Source organism: Paraburkholderia sp. XV, assembly GCF_020177535.1.
Classification (GTDB): domain Bacteria; phylum Pseudomonadota; class Gammaproteobacteria; order Burkholderiales; family Burkholderiaceae; genus Paraburkholderia; species Paraburkholderia caribensis.
The window spans coordinates 1-16,540 of sequence record NZ_JAGUUD010000095.1 but is presented as its reverse complement, the minus strand read 5'-3'; the positions used below and the strand labels follow the sequence as shown (position 1 = coordinate 16,540).

11 protein-coding genes are annotated in these 16,540 nt (G+C 62.7%); 5 read left to right on the top strand and 6 right to left on the bottom strand.

Annotated elements, in window-relative coordinates; all coding sequences use genetic code 11:
- Position 1 precedes the first annotated feature (1 nt).
- From zwf to KFO72_RS31810, 6 genes are all read right to left on the bottom strand, one after another.
- On the bottom strand, positions 2–1,588 hold the full coding sequence (gene zwf, locus KFO72_RS31835; protein WP_054928814.1) for a glucose-6-phosphate dehydrogenase: 1,587 nt from the start codon (positions 1,586–1,588) through the stop codon (positions 2–4).
- Positions 1,589–1,693: 105 nt separating this feature from the next.
- Positions 1,694–4,426 carry an MGH1-like glycoside hydrolase domain-containing protein gene (locus tag KFO72_RS31830; RefSeq protein WP_225033777.1) on the bottom strand — a complete coding sequence of 911 codons (2,733 nt, stop codon included), beginning with the start codon at positions 4,424–4,426 and terminating at the stop codon, positions 1,694–1,696.
- Positions 4,427–4,460: 34 nt separating this feature from the next.
- A complete protein-coding gene (locus tag KFO72_RS31825; protein ID WP_225033776.1) occupies positions 4,461–6,464 on the bottom strand; it encodes an amylo-alpha-1,6-glucosidase in 2,004 nt (667 codons plus the stop codon).
- A gap of 79 nt (positions 6,465–6,543) precedes the next feature.
- Positions 6,544–7,929: an ATP-binding protein gene (locus tag KFO72_RS31820; RefSeq protein WP_225033775.1), complete on the bottom strand. Its 1,386-nt coding sequence runs from the start codon at positions 7,927–7,929 to the stop codon at positions 6,544–6,546.
- 8 nt (positions 7,930–7,937) lie between these two features.
- Positions 7,938–8,651, bottom strand: coding sequence for a response regulator (locus KFO72_RS31815; protein ID WP_060599765.1), 714 nt, complete (start codon positions 8,649–8,651; stop codon positions 7,938–7,940).
- Positions 8,652–8,731: 80 nt separating this feature from the next.
- The gene (locus KFO72_RS31810; RefSeq protein ID WP_054928819.1) at positions 8,732–9,025 is read right to left on the bottom strand and encodes a hypothetical protein; all 294 of its coding nucleotides are present in this window, start codon (positions 9,023–9,025) and stop codon (positions 8,732–8,734) included.
- Between the two features lie 336 nt (positions 9,026–9,361).
- Here KFO72_RS31810 and KFO72_RS31805 point away from each other — a divergent pair, with 336 nt between their 5' ends.
- From KFO72_RS31805 to KFO72_RS31785, 5 genes are all read left to right on the top strand, one after another.
- Complete coding sequence (locus tag KFO72_RS31805) at positions 9,362–9,643, top strand: hypothetical protein (RefSeq protein WP_054928823.1); 282 nt, start codon at positions 9,362–9,364, stop codon at positions 9,641–9,643.
- 92 nt (positions 9,644–9,735) lie between these two features.
- On the top strand, positions 9,736–10,206 hold the full coding sequence (locus KFO72_RS31800) for a ferritin-like domain-containing protein (RefSeq protein ID WP_225033774.1): 471 nt from the start codon (positions 9,736–9,738) through the stop codon (positions 10,204–10,206).
- Between the two features lie 338 nt (positions 10,207–10,544).
- Positions 10,545–12,107 (top strand): efflux transporter outer membrane subunit, encoded by a 1,563-nt coding sequence (locus KFO72_RS31795; protein ID WP_225033773.1) that lies wholly within the window; start codon positions 10,545–10,547, stop codon positions 12,105–12,107.
- A 93-nt stretch (positions 12,108–12,200) separates the two neighbouring features.
- Positions 12,201–13,352: an efflux RND transporter periplasmic adaptor subunit gene (locus KFO72_RS31790; RefSeq protein ID WP_054928824.1), complete on the top strand. Its 1,152-nt coding sequence runs from the start codon at positions 12,201–12,203 to the stop codon at positions 13,350–13,352.
- Positions 13,353–13,362: 10 nt separating this feature from the next.
- Positions 13,363–16,410 (top strand): efflux RND transporter permease subunit, encoded by a 3,048-nt coding sequence (locus KFO72_RS31785; RefSeq protein ID WP_225033772.1) that lies wholly within the window; start codon positions 13,363–13,365, stop codon positions 16,408–16,410.
- The last annotated feature ends 130 nt before the right edge of the window (positions 16,411–16,540 follow it).

Below are 16,540 nucleotides of genomic sequence, written 5' to 3'. Positions count from 1 at the left end.
ACTACTCTTTGCTTTGCAATGAACGCCACGCGCGGCCATCGCGCGCGAGCAGTTCATCGGCTTGCGCCGGCCCGCTGCTGCCCGCCGGATAGCCATACACGGGCAGCGGCCCGCCTTCGGGATGCAGCACGCGATCGACGGCGCACCAGCTCGACTCGATGCTGTCGGCGCGCTGAAACAGTGTCTCGTCGCCGAGCATGCAGTCGTAGAGCAGCGTTTCGTAGCCGACGTTCGCGCGTTCGTCGAAGAAGTCGTTGTAGTTGAACGCGGAGCGCACCGCGCCGATCTGCATCGCCGGTCCGGGCACCTTGACGTTGAAGTCGAAGCGCGTGCCATGCGCGGGATCGATGCGCAGCGTGAATACATTCGGCGTCAACGCTTCGACGGGTGTGTTGCGGAACATCAGAAACGGCACGCGCTTCAACTGCACGGCAATCTCGGTGCGGCGTGCGGCCATGCGCTTGCCCGTACGCAGATAGAACGGCACGCCCGCCCAGCGCCAGTTGTCGATGAACACGCGCGCAGCCGCATAGGTTTCCGTCGTGCTGTCGCGCGCGACGTCGGGTTCGTCGCGATACGCGATGCCCGCATCACCCTTTTCGTACTGGCCGAATACGACGTCGTCGGGCTTTAGCGGCTCGATGGCGGCGAGGAGTTCGGCTTTCTTGTCGCGCACGGCTTCGGCATCGAACGAATTGGGCGGCTCCAGCGCGACCATGGCAAGCAACTGGAACAGATGGTTCGGCAGCATGTCGCGGAACGCGCCCGTCTGTTCGTAGAACTTGCCGCGCCCTTCGACGCCGAGCGTTTCCGCCGCCGTGATCTGCACGCTGTCGATGTACTCGCGCCGCCACACCGGCTCGAACATCGCATTCGCGAAGCGCACGGCAAGGATGCTCTGCACTGTGTCCTTGCCGAGAAAGTGATCGATGCGATAAACCTGCGATTCGTTCGCGTAACCGAGAATGTGAGCGTTGAGATCGCGTGCGGACGCGAGGTCCGTGCCGAACGGCTTTTCGATCACGAGACGCCGGAAGCTCCCCTTGTGCTGCGCGTCTTCTTTCAGCAAGCCATGTTTGCCGAGACGCTCGACGATCGGCCTGAAAAAGCGCGCGCCCACCGCGAGATAGAAGATCGCATTGCCGTGCGGCGTTTTCTCGATACGCTGCTTGAGCGCTTCGAACACATCGTCGGCTTCGAATTCGCCCGCCATGTACTCCATGCGCGATGAAAGCCATTTCCAGGCTTTCTCGTCGACCTTGCCGGAATGCGCTTCGCTCGCCTTTTCCGCAGCGAACTGCTGCAGCGACTGGCCGAGATCGTCGAGCCACGCTTTCGTTTCGCGCTCGCCGTGATTGACCCCGATGATGCGCATGCCGTCGTCGAGCAGGCCATCGACGGTCAGGTTGTACAGCGACGGCGTCAACAAACGCCTGGTCAGATCGCCGCCCGCGCCGAAGATGACCAGCGTGCACGGCGGCGCGGGCCGCTTGCCTGCGGGACCCGCGGCGGCTGCATGCGGGCCTGCGCCGATCTTGCAGCTTGCTGACGAGGTAGTGGATGATGCGTCGTTTGCGTCATTGGACATGGCAGTCTTTCCATCAATGAGCCATACGCGTGGCAATATCTGAAAGACCCGCCGTCATGCCGCACAGTTCAATCGAACTGCTGCACGAGCGGCGGGCAGCGCGGTCTATTTCACGGAAGCGGCCACTTCGGCGTCCTGCGCCTCGCCCGTTTCGGGCAAGAAACCGGAGCTTGCAAGCTCGCGCGGCTGCAACAGCAATGCGACGAGACCCGACCACCCCGTCTGATGCGACGCGCCCACGCCGCGTCCGTTGTCGCCGTGAAAGTATTCGTGAAACAGCACGAGATCCTGCGAGCGCGGGTCCGCCTGCAACATCGGATACGCAGCCATCACAGGCCGCTCGTTGTTCTTGTCCTTCAGGAACAGCGTCGTCGTACGTTGCGCAAGGGCGTCGGCGATTTCGGACAACGAAAGCTGGTTGCCCGAGCCCGTCGGGTACTCGACGCGAAAATCGTCGCCGTAATAGCGATGAAATTCGTACAGCGACTCGATCAGCAGATAGTTGACGGGCATCCACACCGGCCCGCGCCAGTTCGAATTGCCACCGAACACGCGAGAATCCGATTCGGCTGGCAAGTACTTCACGCAGAAGCTCTGCCCGTTGTGCTGAAAGACGTAAGGTTGATCGCGATGCACACGCGACAGCGCGCGCACGCCGTGATCGGACAGGAACTCGGCTTCGTCGAGCGCACGCTTGAGCAGCGCTTTCATCCGATGCCCGCGCAACAGTGAAAGCAGCAAGCTGTTGCCGCGCCCCGGCTCATTCCAGCGCGACACCAGCCGCGCGAGATCGGGCTTGTTGCGCAGGAACCAGACAAGGCGGTCGCGCAGGCCCGGCAGCGAGCCATGCAGACGCTCTTCGAGCACATGCACGGCGATCAGCGGAATCAGCCCGACAATCGAGCGCACCCGCATTGGCACATTGGAGCCGTCGGGCAAGCGCAGCTTGTCATAGAAGAATTCGTCCTGACTGTCCCACAGGCCCGTATCGCAGTTATCTTCGCAACTCACGGCCTGCGCGATATACAGGAAGTGCTCGAAGAACTTCACGCCAATATCGACGAACACGTGATTCGCAAACGCGAGTTCGAGCGCGATGCGCATCAGGTCCAGCGCATACGCGGCCATCCATGCGGTGCCGTCGGCCTGATCGATATGGCCGCCCGTCGGCAACGGCGACGAGCGGTCGAAAATGCCGACGTTGTCGAGGCCGAGAAAGCCGCCCTGGAAGATATTGCGGCCGTCGGCATCCTTGCGGTTCACCCACCACGCGAAGTTCAGCAATAGCTTGTGGAAGACCAGTTCGAGAAAATCGCGGTCGCCCTTGCCCGTCAGCGCGCGATCGATTTCATAGACACGCCACGCGGCCCATGCGTGCACCGGCGGGTTCGCATCGCCGAACGCCCATTCGTACGCGGGGATCTGCCCGTTCGGGTGCATGTAGCGGTCCTTCACGAGCAGCAGCAACTGACGCTTCGCAAACGCGGGATCGATCAGCGCGAATGCTGCGGCATGAAACGCGAGGTCCCACGACGCGTACCACGGATACTCCCATTTGTCCGGCATCGACACGATGTCCGCGTTGCACAAATGCCGCCAGTCGCGGTTGCGTCCCTGTTTGCGCGATGCGGGGGGCGTCGGCTGCAACGGGTCGCCGTCCATCCAGCGCTCGACGTCGAACTGGTAATACTGCTTCGACCACAGCATGCCCGCTAGCGCCTGGCGCTGCACGAGCCGCTCGTCCGCGCCTTCGATATGGTGCTGCAACGCCGCATAAAACGCATCGGCCTCGGCGATACGTTGCGCGAACAGTTGCTCGGCATCGAGCGGCGTTTCATCGGCGCAGAACTCGGGACGCCACCGCAGATAGACGACGGCCGTCCCGTGCGGCGGCAGATTCAGCGGCACGTGCGCGGCCGCTTTGGTGCCTGCGTCACGACGTATCGCATCGGCGTCGCCGTGCACGAGATAGTTGTTGAAGCCGTCCTTGAACGGACCTTCCGCCTCCATGTTGAAATGGCGGCGGACGTTCGTATCGTTCTCGCAGAACAGCCACTCGAAAACAGTCGTATCGGGCGACCATGCCGTCACCACCATCGGCTCGTGTCCGGGATGCGTGCCGAGCAGACGCGTGACGTCGTGCACCGTTTCCTTCGTGAGCTTGGGGCGCTCGCCGGCCGCCTTCCACGACCATTTGTTGCGCGCCCAGATTTGCGGCAGCAGATCGAGAGACGCGGATTCGTCCGCGCGGTTTTCGACGGTGACGCGCATCACGATGTCTTCGGGCGAGTTCTTTGCGTATTCGACGGTCACATCGAAATAGCGCGAGTCGTCGAAGATGCCCGTATCGAGAACTTCGTATTCCGGCAGATCCGCACCGCGCCGCCCGTTCTCCTCGACGAGATCCTGATACGGAAAAGCGCCATGCGGGTACTTGTACAGCATCCGCATATAGGAATGTGTCGGCGTGCCGTCCAGATAGAAATACAGTTCCTTGACGTCCTCGCCGTGATTGCCTTCCTGGTTCGTGAGGCCGAACAGGCGTTCCTTGAGAATGGGATCGGCGCGGTTCCACATGGCGACCGACACGCACCAGTTCAACGTGTCGTCGCCGAACCCCGCAATGCCGTCCTCGCCCCAGCGGTAGGCGCGGCTGCGGGCGTGATCGTGCGGGAAATAGTCCCATGCGGTGCCGTTCGGGCTGTAGTCTTCGCGCACCGTGCCCCACTGACGCTCGCTCAGATACGGGCCCCAGCGCTGCCATCGCGCGCATTCACTGGAGTGCAGACGTATTCCCTCGACGGTGGCAAGCAGGTTTCCGGCGCGCAGCGGAGGCATGGCAGCGTCCTCGTCTCTCGGGTGACGGTGGGAGTCACATCGTAGCGCGGTTTGGGGTGTTCGCGTCGGGGAGGTGGGCGTGGACGCTTTCGCCCAGCAACACACCCATACGCAACCGCTCCCCCAGCGACCACGCCTGAAACGGCGTGCCGCCCGGCGCATGCGGCGCATCGCCGTCCGCGACTTCCGAAATGTGATCGAGGCCCGCGCGATCCAGATGCGCGTCGAGCGGCGAGAGAAAACGCGCGCGGGCCGCGCTGCGGGCGGCGTCATCGGGACGTTGCGCGCGCAGCCAGGCTTCGACGAATGGCCCGAGCAGCCATGGCCACACGGTCCCCTGGTGATACGCCCCGTCACGTTCGAGCGGCGCGCCCGCATAGCGCCCGCGATAGGCTGGATCTTCCGGCGACAACGTGCGCAAACCCAGCGCCGTCAGCAGATGCGCTTCCACTTGCGCAACGACGGCCCGCGCCGTTTCGCCTTCGACCAGCGCGAACGGCAAGCCGCCTGCCGCGAAAATCTGATTCGGCCGGATCGATCTGTCGACCGTGCCGTGCACATGATCGACGTCGACGTTATCGAACAGCGCGCCCGTTTCCGAATCGACAAAGCGCTGCACAAACGATGCCGCCACACGCCCGGCGGCATCGCTCCAGCGCGCATTCCACTGTGCGGCAATGCGCAATGCGTTGAACCACAACGCCTGCACTTCGACGGGCTTGCCGATGCGCGGGGTCACCACCCAGTCGCCGACCTTCGCGTCCATCCACGTGAGTTGCACGCCAGGCACGCCTGCACGCAGCAAGCCATCGTCATCGGCACGGATGCCGTAGCGCGTGCCTTGTGTGTAGCCGGCCAGAATCGTATCGACGGCCTCATGCAGGCGCTCGCGCGTCGCGTCCGACGCATGCCCTGTCGCCAGATAGTCGTGTACGGCAATCGCAAACCAGAGCGACGCATCGACCGAGTTGTATTCGGGCTCGTCGCCGTAATCGGGAAAACGGTTCGGACACATGCCTTGCGAAATCGTCCCCGCCCATGCGAGCAGGATCGAACCGGCTTCCGCGAGTCGCCCCGTGGCGATCAGCAGGCCGCGCATCGCGATGAAAGTATCACGGCCCCAATCGGTAAACCACGGAAACCCGGCGACGATCGTGTGTCCCGCCGACCGCGCGACAACGTAGGCATCGGCGGAACGATGCAGGCGCGAAGCAAAAGCAGCGCGGCGGTTCGTTTCAGTCCCGGCAAGCGTGTTCGCCAGTTCAATCGCGGCGGCTTGCACAACAGGCTGCGATGGGTTCGGCACGTCCGCGCTCAATATCATCACGGCCGCATCCGAACGAAGATCGAACGTGAAAACGCCGGGCGTCGCGAGGGCTTCGGTGAAGTCGAGGCCGCGCTCGCGTTCGCGTACGTAGCAGAAGTTACGATACCAGTCGGGCGCGTGTTCATACGCGCCGTTCGTGACGACGCGAATCGCAGGCAGATCGTGATACGGCTGCCACGTCACACGTTCGCCGTCGACGGAAGCGGAAAAATCGAAGGCGCCGTTCTCGTGATGCAGCGCGTGATAATCACGCCCGGACAGCAACGGACGAACATGCAGCGTGATCGCGTCATCGCCACCAGCGTCGTCATCGAACGCCACGCGCCAGCGCAGCACCGTTTCGCGAGTTGCTTTCGCGACGAACGTTTCCGCGATCACACACGTCCGCGCATCGAGGCGGAAGCGCCATGTCGGCCACGGTGTCGTGTCGAACCGGATCAGACTCGCAGCGATGTCGGGATAGACGATATCGGGCGCGTAACGCTGCATCGACAGCGGATAGCGCGCGCCGTTCGTCTCGACCCACGCTTCGATCCCATTCACGAGCACGATGCGGCCCGCTGGCGCGCGCGTCGCCGTCAGCAGCAGCGCGTGATAACGCCGGGTGCGCAGCGTGCCCGCCGTGCCCGACGCAAAGCCGCCATAGCCGTCGGCCTCGAGCCATTCGTCTTCCAGACGTTCGATATCGAAAGGAGATTCGACGCGTGTCATCGCAGTGGCCGCCGTGCGCCGGCGACGGGATCAAGACAGCCGACAGATTAGCCGCTCGCACATGAAATGTCTCGTGCGCTCAACTGGCCGGCTGCGTGGTCGCCGGTTCACCCGCACCGGCTGCGCTCGAATCGCGCTGAATCGGCAGCACGGCCCACACTTCGAGCCCGCCGCCTTCGCGCGCATGAAACGCCAGCGTGCCGCCATGCAGCCGCGCAATGCGTTCGACGATCGCCAGCCCCAGCCCCGTGCCACCCGTTTTGCCATGCGCGTTCTTGCCGCGCTGAAACGGCGCCTTCAGCCGTTCCAGTTCTTCCGCGCTCAAGCCCTTGCCGCGATCGGCCACGGCCACATGGATCGCTTGCGCGTCTGCCCACGTCCTGACGGCCAGACCCGTTTGCCCGTACACGACGGCGTTCTGCATCAGGTTCATCACGAGCCGCATCATCGTGATGGGCCGGAAAGCGTGCTCGGGCAACTCGCCCAGTTGCAGGTCGAACTCGTGTCCGAGGCCCGCGAAGTCGGCGGCGAGCTGGCTGATCAGCGCGTTCAGATCCCCCGGTTGCGGCGTCTCGCGCTCGCCGCTGCCCGCATAGTCCATGAACTGCTGAAGTATCGTATCGATCTGATCCAGATACGACTCCGCTGCGCCGACGAAAGCTTCGTCGCCGTTCGTGTCGCTCGCCATCGCCATCGCGAGACGCAGCTTGGTCAGCGGCGTGCGGATGTCGTGCGAGATGCCCGCGAGCATCAGCGCACGCGTCGCTTCCGCCTGCTGCAGCGCCTGTGTCATCTGATTGAACGCACCGCTCACCTGGGCGATTTCCGTCGGACCGTCGACGGGTAGCGGCGGCGGCACTTCGCCCGCGCTGACACGGCGCGCCGCTTGCGCAAGCTCCTGCAACGGACGGTTCAGATGCGCCTGTAGCGCGAAGCCCGTCAACGCGGCGATCATCCCGAGTCCGATCGACAGCAGCACCGCCGTCAACATGCCGCCGCCCTGCGCTTCTTCCGGCACCTGCAGGCCGATCCAGTATGGCGTGCCCGCCACATGCATGCGAATCCACATGCGCGGATGCGGCGCGCCTTGCCAGCGCACTTCGGTGCCCGGCGGCAGATAGCGATGCAGCGTGTCGAGAAAGGTCGCGAGCTGAGAGGTCCGGTAGAACGCGAGCAAGCGCACACGCGGCTCGATGACAGCTTCCATTGGCGGCTCGCTGCGCGCATCGAGCCGCGCGACGAGCGTGTCGCGTGCGTCCACGGGCGAGGCGGCGAGCGCATTGTCCAGCGTCTTGATGTAGGTGCCGAACACGGCCGCAGCGCGCTCGACGCGCGGCTTCTGCACGTAATGAATCAGCACGCTCAGCGAGCACACCTGAGTGAACGCGACCAGCACGATCAGCAGCGCGATGTTGCGCGCGAGCACGCTGCGCGGCAGCAAGCGCGACATCAAGCGCCGCAACATGCGCGCACTCATGCGTCGACGTCGGCGACGAGCATGTAGCCGACGCCCCACACTGTCTTGATGTAACGCGGTTTCGACGGATCGCTTTCGATCGCCTGCCGCAGACGCAGAATCTGCACGTCGATGCTGCGGTCGAGCGCGTCGTGGTCGCGCCCCCTTGCGCGCGCGATCAGATTGTCGCGGCTCACTGCGCGGTTCGGCGAAGCGGCGAGCGCCGTCAGCAGCAGCATCTGCGCCGAATGCAACTCGAGAAGATCGTCCTGTTTGTAGAGGCACTGCTTGCCGACATCGAGCCGGAAGTCCCCGAAGCGCAGCGTCTGCGTGGTGACGGTCGGATCGTTCGAGGCGATTTTCTGGCGGCGCAGCAGCGCATTGATGCGCGCCACCAGTTCGCGCGGCAGGAATGGCTTGGCGAGGTAATCGTCGGCGCCCGTTTCGAGGCCGATCACACGGTCGAGCGGATCGCCCTTGGCCGTGAGCATCAGAATGGGCAGCGTGTGCCCTTCTGCCCGCAGTTTCGCGCAGATCTGCAGGCCGTCTTCTTCGCCGATCATCAGGTCGAGCACCAGCAGGTCATACGGCTCGCGCTGCAAATAGCGCTCGAGCCGTTTGCTGTTTTCCACGGCGCGGACTTCGAAGCCGTGTCCGCTCAGAAAGCGCTGCAGCATGTTGCGGAGTTCCGCTTCGTCGTCGAGCACGATGATGCGGGCGGGTCGGTCCATGCAAGGCTCCTTCGTCGCCTGGTGGGTTAGGGTTGCAGTCGTCTTGCGACAGTTTAGCGTCATGCCGACCCGCTTTTCCGTCAGTGCGATCCCGCGCGCTGCGCCATGAACTGCTCGATCTGCGCCAGCGTCACGTAGCCCTGCTTCTGCGTGTCGATCTCGGCGAAATGCTGCGCGACGCGTGGCATGCCCGTCTGCGCCTGGGCCAGCGTCAGCTTGCCGTCATGCGTCGTGTTGGCGGCCGCAAAGCGCTCCTGCAACTGCTGCATCATGCGCTCCATGCGCGGCGATCCCGCCATCGGTTGCGGCGCCGTCTGGGCCATCACGCCCGTCGATGCAATGCACAAAGCCAGAATAGCGATCAACTTCTTCATTTCCCATCTCCATCATCGGTTCGTTCAACTTCTTCGCTACGTCGTGTTGCGATTCGTCGTTGGCGAAGCGAATTCTGGTTGTCCGGGACGCTCAAGGCAATTTCAAAGTTATGTCGATCCATGTCATATGAGCGGCCCCTCTCCGTGCACGACGCAACGTGCATTACGCAACGTGCATTACGCAGCAGACGCTTCAAACATGGGCGTGCTATTTCCGACATCGAATGAAACAAGTAATCGCTGCCCTTGGTGGAAGGCGTTGAGTATCGTTTGCACGTCGGCCGCCTCTTCAGCATTTCACACCGCATGTGCCGACATTCGCTTCAGGAGTTTCATGTGAACATTCGCTCTGCTTATACGTCCGCGATCGCCGCCATGGGCATCGCCTGCTCGACGAGTGCCTTTGCCGGCACCGTCTTCGTTCATGCGGCCTATGTGCCCGCCGCCGTCTACGCACCGGCGCGTACGCTCTATTACGTGCCGCCGCAACCGCCTGCCGTGGTGCCCATCGTGCCCGCGGCGCCTGTCGTGCCCTACGTTGCCGTCGTGCCGCCACCCGCGCCCGCGATACGGCTGCCCTATGCGACGATTCCCGTGCCAGTCGTCGTCATCCGTTGAAGGTATCGGCGCCGAGATTCACTTGATCTTTGCCCAGGCGAGGCCAACAATGAAAGCCTCAATCGTCGTCGACGAGTCTTGCGGAGAGCCATATGCCGGACATCGAGAAGGACAAGATCATCGCGGTGCTGAACCAGATTCTCGAATCCGAGCTGGCAGGCGTGGTGCGCTATACGCACTACTCCTTCCTCGTGTTCGGCTTTGGCCGCATTCCGATCGTGTCGTGGCTGCGCCAGCAGGCTGACGAATCGCTGCTGCACGCGCATCAGGCGGGCGAATGGATCACGACGCTCGGCGAGTATCCGTCGCTAGGTATCGGTGCGCTGCTCGACTCGCATACGACCGACATCACCACCATCCTGCGCGAATCGCTCGCAGCGGAAGATGTCGCACTCGGCCTGTATCGCGATCTGCTCGCGCTGGTCAAGGACCGCTCGGTAGCGCTCGAAGAATATGCGCGGCAGATGATTGCAGTCGAAGAGATGCACGCGGGCGAAGTGGACAAGATGCTGCGCAAGCCCGGCACGGTCGGCACATCGGGCGAGCGCGGCGCGGCGCATTGAGTTTCTTGCCGCGTTGTAAGGGCGCAATCGCAAGCGTGCGCGCCTCGTTCAATTGTCAAATGGCTCGCCGCATTCACGTCGCTTTATCGTCCGTCCTCTATCCGCCTTTCGAGAAGCGCCGCATAAGTCAAAAGATGACATATACGGCGCTTCAGTCTTTTTGCATCCGCGCGCTGATTTAACGTTTGAGCGCCGCAAAACAGATCTATTCCCCTAAAGCTTCTGCAAGCATGATCTCGTTTGCAACGACCCATGCTAGGCTATGCGCGGCATCAGGCTGTTGAATTCTGCATTCGTAATTTCGTTCGTAGTCCGCGCAGGTAATACAGGGTGGATAGATGATCGATGACGTCAATGGCAGTCGCAGTCGCTTGCATGGACCTTCACGTTTCGCGTTCGACACTTCGATCAGCGTCGCCCTCGCCATTCTCGGCGCAACATTGCTTCCCCTGTCCGGCTGCATGGTCGGCCCCGATTACCGCACGCCCGCACCGCCCGCCACGGAAACCTATACGCCCACGCCGCTGCCCGATCAGACAGCGTCGTCGCCGGGCGCATCCGGTGTGCCTCAGCGATTTGTCGCAGCACAGGACATTCCCGCCCAATGGTGGACGCTCTTTCGTTGCGAACCGCTCGACGCGCTGATACGCGAAGCGCTCGCCAACAGCCCGAACGTCGCCGCTGCGCAGGCGGCGCTCAGGCAGGCGGCCGAGAACTATCGCGCGGAAGTGGGCAGCGCGTTGTATCCGTCCGTCGATGCGAAGCTCAACGCGACGCGTGAGAAGTTCAACGGGGTCACGTTCGGCCAGCCGGGGCTCACGCAAGTGCTGAACCTGTATAACGCGTCGGTGAACGTGTCGTATAACCTCGATGTGTTCGGCGGCTCGCGGCGCGAACTCGAATCGCTGCGCTCGCAGATCGATTACCAGGGCTATCAGTTGCAGGCCGCGTATCTCGCCCTGTCGGCGAACATCGTCACGGCGGCGGTCAAGGAGGCCTCCTTGCGCGAGCAGATCGACTCGACCGAACGCATCGCCGCAGATGAAGAAGCGCAACTCGGCGTATTGCGCAAACAGTTCGAACTGGGCGGCGTGGGCCGCACCGCCGTGCTCTCGCAGGAAACGTTGCTCGCGCAAACACGCGCGACGCTGCCGCCGCTGCGTCAGTCGCTCGATCAGACCCGGCATCAGCTTGCCGTGCTCGCGGGCAAACCGCCAAGCGATACGGCCGTGCCCGAGTTCAGGCTGTCGATGTTCACGTTGCCGCAAAGTTTGCCCGTGAGTCTGCCTTCGTCGCTGGTCAGGCAGCGGCCCGACATCCTCGCGGCCGACGCCACGCTGCATCAGGCGAGCGCCCAGGTCGGCGTGGCGACGGCGAACATGTATCCGCAGATCACGCTGTCCGCAAGCTACGGCCCGCAGGCGCTGACGCCAGCGGGACTGCTCAAGTACGCGGACATGATCTGGAGCATCGGCGCGGGCATCACGCAGCCGCTCTTTCATGGCGGCCAGTTGAGCGCACAAAAGCGCGCTGCCGAGGCCGCATTCGATCAGGCCAACGCGCAATACCGGCAAACGGTGTTGCTCGCGTTCCAGAACGTCGCCGACACGTTGCGCGCGCTCGAACACGATGCGACGGGTCTCGCCGCGCAAACGGACGCATGGCGCGCGGCGAGTGCTTCGCTCGATCTGACGCGGGGCCAGTTTCGCGTCGGCGGCGTCAGTTATCTCGCGCTGCTCGATGCGCAGCGTCAATACCAGCAGACCGTCGTGAATCTGGCGCAGGCGCAGGCCGCGCGCTATGCGGACACGGCAGCGTTGTTCCAGTCGCTCGGCGGAGGCTGGTGGAACGACGCGGCCACGAGTCAGGCCAATCAGGCGAACCCCGCCACGCCGCACTGACTACTTGCAGTAGCCGCACGTCGCATGCGATGAGCCCGCAGCGCCGCCGGATGCGTTTCGTGCCTCACCCGTTTGCCGTGCAAGGACATGACGATGACGACGAAAAGACCGATGACAAAGCGGATGATCATCATGCTGATCTGCGTGGGCGTGCTGCTCGCCGCGCTGGTCGGCTTCAACCTGTTCAAGGCGCACATGATCCGGAAGTTCATGGCGAGCAATGCGGCGCCCGCCGCGACCGTGACGTCCGCTGTCGCGCGCTATCAGAGCTGGCAGCCGCAACTGTCCGCCGTCGGCAGCCTGCGCGCGGTGCGCGGCGTCGACGTGACGACGGAAGTGCCCGGCCTCGTCCGCGAGATTCCGTTCAGCTCGGGGCAGGAAGTGAAAGCAGGCCAGGTGCTGCTGCGCCTGAACGACGATTCGGACCGCGCGCTGCTCGCCTCGCTGCAAGCCGCCGCGGAACTCGCGCAAACCGTGTACAAGCGCGACAAGGCGCAGTACGACATCCAGGCGATCGCCAGGGCGCAACTCGACGCCGATGCAGCCGACCTCAAAAGCAAGCGCGCGCAGGTCGATCAACAGGCCGCGCTCGTCGAGAAGAAAACCATTCGCGCACCGTTCGCGGGACGCGTCGGCATCACGACCGTCAATCCCGGCCAGTACATCAATCCCGGCGACGCGATCGTCACGTTACAGGCCATCGATCCGATTTACGCCGACTTCTATCTGCCGCAGCAACAACTCGGGCAATTGCAGGTCGGACAAACCGTCGTCGTCGATACCAACGCGTACAGCAGCCGCACGTTCGACGGCAAGATCCGCTCGATCAATCCGCGCGTGGACAACACGACGCGCAACGTGCAGATCGAGGCGAGCGTGGACAACCGCGAGCGCAAGCTGCTGCCCGGCATGTACGCGAACGTGAAGATCGACGCGGGTAACGAAGAACGCTATCTGACGCTGCCGCAAACGGCGATCACCTACAACCCGTACGGCGCAACCGTGTTCGTGGTCAAGCCGGGCGAGCACAAGGACGCGCATGGAAAGGTCATGCCCATCGCGCAACAGGTGTTCATCACGCCCGGGCCGACGCGCGGCGATCAGGTCGCGATACTCAAGGGCATCGGCGAAGGCACGCAGGTCGTGACGAGTGGCCAGTTGAAGCTGAAGAACGGCACGCCGCTCGTGATCGACAACCGCGTGCTGCCTGCCGATAGCCCGAACCCGACGCCTCAGGAACAATAAGAGGCCGCCGATGAAATTCACCGATATCTTTATCGAACGGCCCGTGCTCGCCTCCGTCGTGAGTCTGCTGATTCTCGTGCTCGGCTTGCGCGCGCTGTCGACGCTCAAGGTCAGCGAGTATCCACAGACAGAAAACGGCGTGGTCACGATCATGACCGCGTACTACGGCGCGAGCGCCGATACGATGGCCGGCTTCATCACGCAGCCGCTCGAGTCGGCGATTGCGCAGGCCCAAGGCATCGACTACATGTCATCGTCGAGCACGACGGGCCTCTCCACGATCACCGCGACGCTGCGTCTGAACTACGACTCCAACCGCGCATTGACGGAGATCAACACGCAGATCGCGTCGGTGCGCAACCAGTTGCCGCCGCAAGCGCAGCAGCCTGTGCTGACCGTCCAGGTCGGCCAGACCACCGACGCGATGTACATGGGCTTCTACAGCGACGTCCTGCCGAGCAACAACGTGACCGACTATCTGCTGCGCGTCGTGAAGCCGAAGCTCGATTCGGTGCAGGGCGTGCAGACGGCGGAAATTCTCGGCGGCCGGCAGTTCGCATTGCGCGCGTGGCTCGATTCGACGAAGCTCGCGGCGCACAACGTGACGGCTTCCGACGTATTCACGGCGCTCGGCAACAACAACTATCTGGCGACGCTCGGCACGACCAAAGGACAGATGATCAGCGTCGACCTGAACGCGGGCACCGACCTGCATTCCGTCGAAGACTTCAGAAAGCTGGTGGTGAAGCAGAAGAACGGCGCGATCGTGCGTCTCGAGGATGTCGGCAATGTCGTGCTCGGCGCGGACAGCTACGACTTCAACGTCGCGTTCAGCGGCAAGCGCTCGGTGTTCATCGGCATCAAGGTCGCGCCGGATGCGAACGTGCTCGATGTGGCCAAGCGCGTGAAGGCGATCTTTCCCGATCTGCAGAAGCAGTTCCCGACGGGCATGACGGGCGACATCGTCTACGACGCGACGGACTTCATCAACACCGCCATCGAGGAAGTGGTGAAGACCCTCGTCGAAGCGCTGCTGATCGTGACGGTGGTGATCTTCCTGTTTCTCGGCAGCTTCCGTGCGGTGATCGTGCCCGTGATCGCGATGCCGCTGTCGCTGATCGGCACGTTCTTCGTGATGCAGCTGCTCGGTTATTCGATCAACCTGCTGACGCTGCTTGCGCTCGTGCTTGCGATCGGACTGGTGGTCGACGACGCGATCATCGTGGTCGAGAACGTCGACCGGCATATGAAGGAGGAAGGCAAGCCGCCATTCGAAGCCGCGATGATCGCCGCGCGCGAACTGGGCGGGCCGATTCTTGCGATGACGGTCGTGCTGATCGCCGTGTATCTGCCTATCGGCTTTCAGGGCGGTTTGACGGGCGCGCTTTTCACCGAGTTTGCGTTCACGCTGGCGGGCGCCGTGGCTGTATCGGGTGTGATCGCGCTGAGTCTGTCGCCGATGATGTGCTCGCGTTTTTTCCGCATGGATCAGGAGTCGGGACGTTTCGCGCGTTTCGTCGACAGACAGTTCGAGCGCGTGCATCACGGCTACGGGCGGATCTTGCATTCGATGCTCGACACGTGGCCCGTGTTCATCGTGATGGGGGCGCTGCTGCTGTGCGGGACCGTGTATCTGTTCATGACATCGCAATCGGAGCTTGCGCCGCAGGAGGACCAGGGCATCGTGCTGTCGCAGATCCAGGGGCCGCCGAATGCGACGATCCAGCAGATGCAGACCTACGCGGACCAGGTGTTCGACATCTCGAAGGGTATGCCGGAGTATTCGCAGATGTTCCAGCTGACGGGCGCGCCGACGCTGAATCAGGGGATTGGCGGCGTTCTGTTCAAGACCTGGGACAAGCGCAAGAAGAACGCCACGCAGTTGCAGCAGGAGTTGCAGGAGAAGTGGAACGGCATTGCGGGCGCGCGGGTTGCCGCGTTCCAGTTTCCGCCGTTGCCTGGCGCGCAGGGCTTGCCTGTGCAGTTCGTGATCAGCACGACGGAGCCGTTCGAGAATCTGAATGAAGTCTCGCAGACCGTGCTGCAGAAGGCGCGCGAGAGCGGGATGTTCTTTTTCGTCGATAGCGATCTGAAGATCGACAAGCCGGAGAGCGTGCTGGTCGTGGATCGCGATAAGGTTGCGTCGCTTGGGCTCACGCAGAGCGATGTTGGGCAGGCGCTGGGTGCGGCGCTGGGCGGCAACTACGTGAATTACTTTTCGATTGCGGGGCGCTCGTACAAGGTGATTCCGCAGGTGTTGCAAACGGATCGATTGAATCCGTCGCAGGTGCTCGACTATTATTTGCGCACGCCGGATGGCAGTGTGATACCGGCTTCGACTGTGACGAGTTTGAAGCAGAACGTCGTGCCGGAGTCGATCAATCACTTTCAGCAATTGAACTCGGCGACGATTTCCGGGGTGATTGCGCCGGGGATTTCGCAGGGCGAAGTGCTCGACTTTTTGCGCAAAGCCACCACCGAAGCCGCGCCGACCGGCTATAGCGCGGATTACTCCGGGTTGTCGCGGCAGTTCGTGCAGGAGTCGGGCGGATTTGTCATTACGTTGATGTTCGCGACGATCATCGTGTTTCTCGCGCTTGCCGCGCAGTTCGAAAGTTTTCGCGATCCTGTGGTGATTCTTGTTTCTGTGCCGATGGCGTTGTTTGGGGCGCTGATCTTTATTAATCTCGGGCTGTCGACGCTCAATATTTATACGCAGGTTGGGCTTGTTACTTTGATGGGGCTGGTTAGCAAGCACGGTATTTTGATTGTGCAGTTTGCTAATGAGCTTCAGCGGGCGGGGCGCTCGAAACGCGAGGCGCTCGAGGAGGCGGCGGCTGTGCGGTTGCGGCCTATTTTGATGACTACCGCGGCTATGGTGCTTGGGGTTTTGCCGTTGGTGATTGCGTCAGGGGCTGGCGCCGCTGGGCGGAATGCCATGGGGCTTGTGATTTTTTCCGGGCTTTCTATTGGGACTCTTTTTACGCTGTTTGTTGTGCCTGCCATGTATATGCTTTTGGCTGCTGATCATCATAGGGATAGGAGCCGTTCGGTCTGAGTTTGGTTTGGTTTGGTTTGGTTTGGTTTGGTTTGGTTTGGTTTGGTTTGGTTCGGTTTGGTTTGCTTGTGTTTGCGCTGGCATCCGCGATTCGTTAGCTCGCTTCAAGCGTCGCCCCTGTGCGGGGCGG

Excerpts from the sequence above, each read along its gene's own strand:
- zwf (WP_054928814.1), bottom strand. The coding sequence starts at position 1,588 with ATGTCCAATGACGCAAACGACGCATCATCCACTACCTCGTCAGCAAGC.
- KFO72_RS31830 (WP_225033777.1), bottom strand. The coding sequence starts at position 4,426 with ATGCCTCCGCTGCGCGCCGGAAACCTGCTTGCCACCGTCGAGGGAATA.
- KFO72_RS31825 (WP_225033776.1), bottom strand. The coding sequence starts at position 6,464 with ATGACACGCGTCGAATCTCCTTTCGATATCGAACGTCTGGAAGACGAA.
- KFO72_RS31820 (WP_225033775.1), bottom strand. The coding sequence starts at position 7,929 with ATGTTGCGGCGCTTGATGTCGCGCTTGCTGCCGCGCAGCGTGCTCGCG.
- KFO72_RS31815 (WP_060599765.1), bottom strand. The coding sequence starts at position 8,651 with ATGGACCGACCCGCCCGCATCATCGTGCTCGACGACGAAGCGGAACTC.
- KFO72_RS31810 (WP_054928819.1), bottom strand. The coding sequence starts at position 9,025 with ATGAAGAAGTTGATCGCTATTCTGGCTTTGTGCATTGCATCGACGGGC.
- KFO72_RS31800 (WP_225033774.1), top strand. The coding sequence starts at position 9,736 with ATGCCGGACATCGAGAAGGACAAGATCATCGCGGTGCTGAACCAGATT.
- KFO72_RS31795 (WP_225033773.1), top strand. The coding sequence starts at position 10,545 with ATGATCGATGACGTCAATGGCAGTCGCAGTCGCTTGCATGGACCTTCA.
- KFO72_RS31790 (WP_054928824.1), top strand. The coding sequence starts at position 12,201 with ATGACGACGAAAAGACCGATGACAAAGCGGATGATCATCATGCTGATC.
- KFO72_RS31785 (WP_225033772.1), top strand. The coding sequence starts at position 13,363 with ATGAAATTCACCGATATCTTTATCGAACGGCCCGTGCTCGCCTCCGTC.